Consider the following 6,000-nt stretch of genomic DNA (forward strand, 5'->3'; position numbering starts at 1 on the left):
CCACCAGTTCATTCGCCTCTTTACATTTAGTTTTTACATTTATAACGGAGTACAGGTGTAAGCGTGTGCGCATAGTGATTCACTCTGTCACTCAGTCAAAACTCACTTAGTCATTCCCGTGCAGTTTCCGATGGACAATCCGCATGATGTTGCTTACGTCGCAGTCCTCGAACAGGAACTCGTCGTAGCCATGGGCGATCATTTCCTCTTTCAGGTGCTTGGGATCGTCGGCCAGCAGCACGAGCGGCTTGCCGTCGTGGTGGCGCAGCTTCGGGTTAAACTCGCGGGCATAAGCAGCCTCTGAGGTGGAAACAGCCACTACGTCGGCGGCGGCATGCAGCAACCGGTCCGAGGCCTCGGAAACGGAAGCATACTGCTCTACCTTCGTGTCGAAACCGGCGCAGGTGAAGAACTCCTGTGCAAAAGAGGCGTTTACCTGGCGCTGCTCCGAACTGCCGATTAGAGCTACAATAGCCTTCGGGCGGCGGTTTAGCTTGCGCAAATGCAGCTCAGTGGCCATGCGCATGACCTCGGTAGGGTAAGCGGCGCGGGTGGTGTCGAAATCAGCACTCTGTATCAGCTCTTCCGGGTCGAAGGAGACTTTCTCTTTTGGGTTCGGATACTTGTTGGTGCCCACCAGCACATCGCGGCCGGTGGCTATGTTGCGGAACTTGCGGCGGCTCACATCGGTGATGGAGCCAAGTATAAATCCCTGTTTGTAAGCATCCTCAAAGCCACCCATACTTTCCACCTCTTTAAACAGGTCCCAGGCCTTTTGCGCCAGCGCGTTCGTCAGCGACTCCAGGTAGTATGATCCGGCGGCCGGGTCTATGGCCTTGTCCAGGTAGGCCTCTTCCTTAAGTATGATGGATACATTGCGGGCAATGCGCTCCGAGAACGCATCCGAAGCTTTAAATGTGCTGTCGAAAGGCGATACGGTAAGCGAGTCACAGCCGGCGATTACGGCAGACATGGCCTCGGTGGTGGTGCGCAGCATGTTCACGTGCGGGTCCAGGGTGGTTTGGTACCAGCTGGAGGTAACGCTGTGGATGCGTAGCTTGGCGGCGAGTGCCGGCGCTGCCTGGTAGGCCTCTACCACGGCAGCCCACAGCAGGCGCAGGGCACGCAGCTTGGCTATTTCGAAAAAGTAATTGGTGCCCGAGGCCATCACGAATTGGGTGTTGCGCAGCACAGACTCCAGCGGCTCACCAGCCGTCGTTAGCCTGTCGAGGTAAGCCACAGCGGCACTTAATGCATAAGCAATCTCCTGGGTTATGGAAGCCCCGATGCTGCTAAAGCTGGTGCCATTGACGGTAACGCCGTAAAAGTCCGGACTATCCTTGGTTAGCTCCAGTATCTTTATAATGTCCCTGCTCTCTTCGTGATTTATGTCGCTTTGGACCGAGATAGGGTCGAAGTTGATAAAGCCTTTCAGGTTGCGGTGCGACACGTTGCATCGCTCCAACTCCGTATACAGCCGTTGCAGGAAACAATCCGGTTGCTCCTTCACCTCGTAGCTGATGCTATACTTGCCCAGGTCTATTTTGCGAACCAGGTGCTCTACGTCGAACAGCTCCTGCTGGTGCACCACAAAGTAAATCCCGTCGGCGCCTCGCTGCAGCGCATCGGCGGCGTTATCGATGGCATGTCTGCCGTTGCCATGCGCCTCCACCTGCTGCACATTCAGCCAGCTGTTGTCGCCGGTTTTATTGCCGCGCAAAAACGGGAAATCCCCGGGCTTCTGTTTGGTGAAAGGCAGGTTGGCAATATCTTCCCGGGTATAGTATGGCTTTATATCGATGCCCTCGTAGGTGTGCCAAGTCAGGCTTTCCAGGGGCGTGTCGCGCAGGTCCTTGCGTGCTTTCTGCTCCCAATCAGCCGCTGTGCCCGGGGTGAACTCGGCAAACAGGCGCTGTTGGTTTTGCTGCTCGTCAGTCATCATGCTTTTATTCTAATTTGGTGTAAAGATAGAGTTTTATACTTTACGAAGTATGGCCGCCAGGGTGCTATATCAGCAAAACCCTATACTTTAATCCAGCCGCTGCCGGTAGGCCTGGTACGCCCAGTAACCGAGCAGCAGCCAAAGTATAACTATAACGCCAGCCATGACATAATTGGGCTGGCGCTCGTGCATCCGCTCGCGGGCCTTTTGCCGGTAATAGTGCAGCAGCGGCGGCGGAATCAGCTTTATGGAGAGCCAGATGCCCAACGGCAACAGCAGCAGGTCGTCGAGGTAGCCCAGCAGCGGGATAAAGTCCGGAATCAGGTCGATGGGGCTGAAGGCATAGGCCACGGTAATCAGCACCATCACCTTGGCGGCAAAGGGCATGCGCGGGTCCTTGGAGGCGAGGTATAGGGTATAAATGTCCTCTTTCAGTTTGCGCACAAGCTCTTTCCATTTCCGAAGCATGGTAGGTTGTACGGGAGATAGGGGCGTAAAGTAACCGGGAAGCTGAAACGGGCAGGAGTTAATACTTTGCAGAAGCAGCAATGGCAGCCGTTACAGCTGCCATTGCGGGGTTTATACTTACTTGAGCGAGTTGTAGTAGCTTACCAGCTGCACCAGGTCCGAGGCGTGGGTGATGATCTCCCTACCGCACCACCAGTTTCCCGCTGCCCACAGGCCTGTAGCGGCTGTAGATAGTATAAAAGTATAAACCCCTGGAAAGCGAGGCGGGCTTAGCAAAATGGTTCTTGCCTGGCTTCAGTTTGAGGGTGCCTGCCCTTTTACCGGTGGCGTTGTACAGGTGCACAAACATGCCCGGCATATCGGGGGCCTCTACCATAAACTGATCGGCTATAGGGTTTGGGTAAAGTATAAACCCGGCTTTTTTGAGCGCATCGTCTGATGCGGTGGGCTGCTGCTCGCCAACGTATAGGTAGACGAAATCCCAATCATCCTCTATGTAAGTACCCCAGTAGGTATCGGGCCAAAGTTCTCTGTTTAGATAATCTGTGCCACGGCCCCGGACGCCGATAAGGTATGGGGAAGCACGTTCCATGGCGGGGGTGGGGGTAAAGGCGAGCGTCAGCGCAAATCCATTCACTGTATCCCGCACAGTGAGGGTCGCCTCCGTAAGGTTTAGCGTATCTATTTCGCTAAAGTATCTGGCAAACAGGGGCTGTTCTGTCTCCGCACTTCTTTGCAGGTAATATTCAAACTTTAGGGGCTGGTTTGGCCAAGTTTGAATGGAGCCGTCTTCTCTGACTTCTAGTCGATCTTTATTTAGCAGTGTCAGTTGCGGCTGCCCTCTCCGGTCACCCACGTGTAGCGTGATGTCTACTACGGTGGAACCCACTACAATGCCATTTCGCTGCTCAGTAATATGCACGGAGGTCTCATACCGCCCTTGTATAGTAGGATTATCCCATCGGAGTTCCCCATATTCGTTAATGGTCAGCCCTTCCGGGTGTTGGTAGCCGGGAACAGCGACCACCTCTCCTGTTGAGGTTGCAGTTTTTGGGGCAACCAAGGTGTAAAATAGCTTATCTCCATCTGCATCGTATGCCAAGAAATTCTGTGTCATGGCCTCTCCCACATAAGCCTCAAAAACGGGCATTCCGGCAAGGTTAACAGAGTGTCTATTGCTCATGAGGGCTCTGGCCCTTACTTCCGTATAAATGTAAGTTCTGGTGGTGTCTGATTGCTCCGGGAGGTTTACGATGTGACTGCTGCGACCGGGACCTATCCAGGCAACCGTGTAATCCCCTTCCTGCCCAAAAGTATAACTCCAGTGAAAAGTAGGCGTGTGATAGTTTCTGCTATAATGAACGTAGCTTGCCCAGGGTACTTCAACTATGTTGCCGTCTCCCATGTGCATGTTCACAGTTACGTCATGCGCCTGGGACCAGGCCGAAGTATAAAGCTTGAGTGTGAAGTTATACTTTAGCGGATTCTGTTCGTCCACAGTGTAGCTAATGTGGCCACTCATTACATGAATAGCCTGCGCAAACATGGGCAGCAGGAGGAATGCTAAGCAGCTGAGTAACAATTTGGTTTTCATAGGAGAGAGGTTTAGGTGGTTTAGGGACAATGTACATAGTATAAACGACATGTGTAAGTATAATATTGGAATATTTACAAAATTTTTGCCCTGCTGCTTTTGCGGTAGCCATGTGGCACGAACCTATGCCGCTTGGTTCATGTTTGGGAGGCTGGTACCTTTGGGGCCGGATACTGACTAAGCGAATGAACAACCACTTTTCCAAAATCCTGGCTGTGTTGGCCCTCTCGTTGAGTGTGGCCGGCTGCCAGCGCGCTTGGGTAGCCTCGCCCTCGCTGGCCGAAACCGATGTGCCTGTAGACCAAAACATTGCTCCGGACCCGCAAATGGAGGCGCAGATTGCCCCTTATCGCGAAGAGGTTGTCAATAAGATGTCTGAAGTAGTGGGCACGGCGCCCGTAGCTTTAAGTAAAGGAGAGTATGAGTCGCCGCTGGGCAACTTTGTGGTGGACCTGCAGCTGGAGCAGGCGGCCCCGCTGTACAAAAAGCCCATCGACCTGTCCCTGACAACCAACGGTGGCCTGCGCGTGCCGCTGCCGGAGGGAAAGATCACCACGGGCCATGTGTTTGAACTGATGCCCTTCGAGAATGAGCTGGTGGTGCTGACGCTGAGAGGGGAGACGGTGAAACAGCTGTTCGACTACGCCGCTGAACGCAAAAATGCCCCCATCGGCAACGCGACCTATACCGTGCAAAACGGTAAGGCCACGGACATCAAAATCAACGAGAAGCCCTTAGACCCGAACCGGACTTATACCTTGGTGACCTCTGATTACCTGGCCGGCGGCGGCGATAACCTGAACATGCTGAAAGAGGCGGTGCAAACCGAAAAGTTGGGCCTGCTGCTGCGCGAGGCCATCCTGCAGCAGATACGCCAACTCACAGCGACCGGAAAACCGGTGACAGCCGAAACAGGCAAGCGTGTCACCATCCTCCCTTAAAGTATACTTTAGAAGATGAGAAGAAGAGACTTTCTTAAAACCACAGCAGTAGGGGCGGCTGGTGTCAGTCTGCTGGGCATTCCCTTCCAGGCCGAGGCGGCGCAACGTATAAACTTCACCATCCTGCACACCAATGACCAGCACTCGCGCATCGACCCCTTCCCGGACGACGGCAGAAAGTATGGCGGCATGGGCGGTATGGCCCGCCGCGCTACGTTGATAGAGCAGATCCGCAAAGAGGAGCCCAACGTACTGCTCTTCGACAGCGGCGATATTTGGCAGGGCACGCCCTACTTTAACTTCTTTGGCGGAGAGCTGGAGTACAAACTGATGAGCCAGCTGAAGTACGACGCGGCCACGCTGGGTAACCACGACTTCGACAACGGCCTGAAGGGGCTGGAGAAAATGCTGCCGCACGCCCGGTTCCCGTTCCTGAGCGCCAACTACGACTTCAGCAAAACCATCCTCAAAAACCGGTTCGCGCCCTACAAGGTGTTCGAGAAGCAAAGTATAAAAATAGGCGTGTTTGGGCTGGGCATCGAGTTGGCAGGGCTGGTGAGCCAGAACAACTACGGCGAAACAGTATACCTGGACCCGCTGGCCACGGCCCGCGAAATGGTACAGGAACTGCGCCAGAACCAGGGGTGTAACCTGGTGGTGTGCCTTTCCCACCTGGGTTACAAATATGACGATGGCAAGATCGACGACGTAACACTGGCCCGGCAGGTGGAAGGCATCGACCTGATCCTGGGCGGCCACACCCATACGTTCCTGGACCAGCCGGAAGTAGTGCGGCACGCCTCCGGCCACGAAACACTTGTGAATCAGGTGGGTTGGTCGGGGATTTTCCTGGGGCGCCTGGATTTTAGTTTCAGCAAAAAAACAAGGCAAAAAACCGACGTAAGAACAGCCGTCTTGCCCGTGGACAGACCTGTAACAACTTCGTGAAAAAATAATTTTTTGTTTACGGATTATTGATCAAATTTGTAACCCCCTGCCAATCAAAGGAGCCATTTGTTACACCAAGCATATCTTATGTAGTTTTGGAAAATTGG

At 53.8% G+C, this 6,000-nt stretch carries 5 protein-coding genes; 2 read left to right on the top strand and 3 right to left on the bottom strand.

What is annotated here, in order from left to right; all coding sequences use genetic code 11:
- Nucleotides 1–106: 106 nt before the first annotated feature.
- The 3 genes from OH144_RS21150 to OH144_RS21160 form a co-directional block, all read right to left on the bottom strand.
- Nucleotides 107–1,942: a methylmalonyl-CoA mutase family protein gene (locus OH144_RS21150; RefSeq protein WP_266204236.1), complete on the bottom strand. Its 1,836-nt coding sequence runs from the start codon at nucleotides 1,940–1,942 to the stop codon at nucleotides 107–109.
- Nucleotides 1,943–2,029: 87 nt separating this feature from the next.
- A complete protein-coding gene (locus tag OH144_RS21155) occupies nucleotides 2,030–2,410 on the bottom strand; it encodes a YkvA family protein (RefSeq protein WP_266204237.1) in 381 nt (126 codons plus the stop codon).
- Nucleotides 2,411–2,591: 181 nt separating this feature from the next.
- A complete protein-coding gene (locus tag OH144_RS21160) occupies nucleotides 2,592–4,004 on the bottom strand; it encodes a T9SS type A sorting domain-containing protein (RefSeq protein ID WP_266204238.1) in 1,413 nt (470 codons plus the stop codon).
- 185 nt (nucleotides 4,005–4,189) lie between these two features.
- Here OH144_RS21160 and OH144_RS21165 point away from each other — a divergent pair, with 185 nt between their 5' ends.
- Nucleotides 4,190–4,945 carry a 5'-nucleotidase C-terminal domain-containing protein gene (locus OH144_RS21165; protein WP_266204239.1) on the top strand — a complete coding sequence of 252 codons (756 nt, stop codon included), beginning with the start codon at nucleotides 4,190–4,192 and terminating at the stop codon, nucleotides 4,943–4,945.
- A 15-nt stretch (nucleotides 4,946–4,960) separates the two neighbouring features.
- Nucleotides 4,961–5,893: a bifunctional metallophosphatase/5'-nucleotidase gene (locus OH144_RS21170; RefSeq protein ID WP_266204240.1), complete on the top strand. Its 933-nt coding sequence runs from the start codon at nucleotides 4,961–4,963 to the stop codon at nucleotides 5,891–5,893.
- Nucleotides 5,894–6,000 lie beyond the last annotated feature (107 nt).

Source organism: Pontibacter kalidii (assembly GCF_026278245.1).
Classification (GTDB): Bacteria; Bacteroidota; Bacteroidia; order Cytophagales; family Hymenobacteraceae; genus Pontibacter; species Pontibacter kalidii.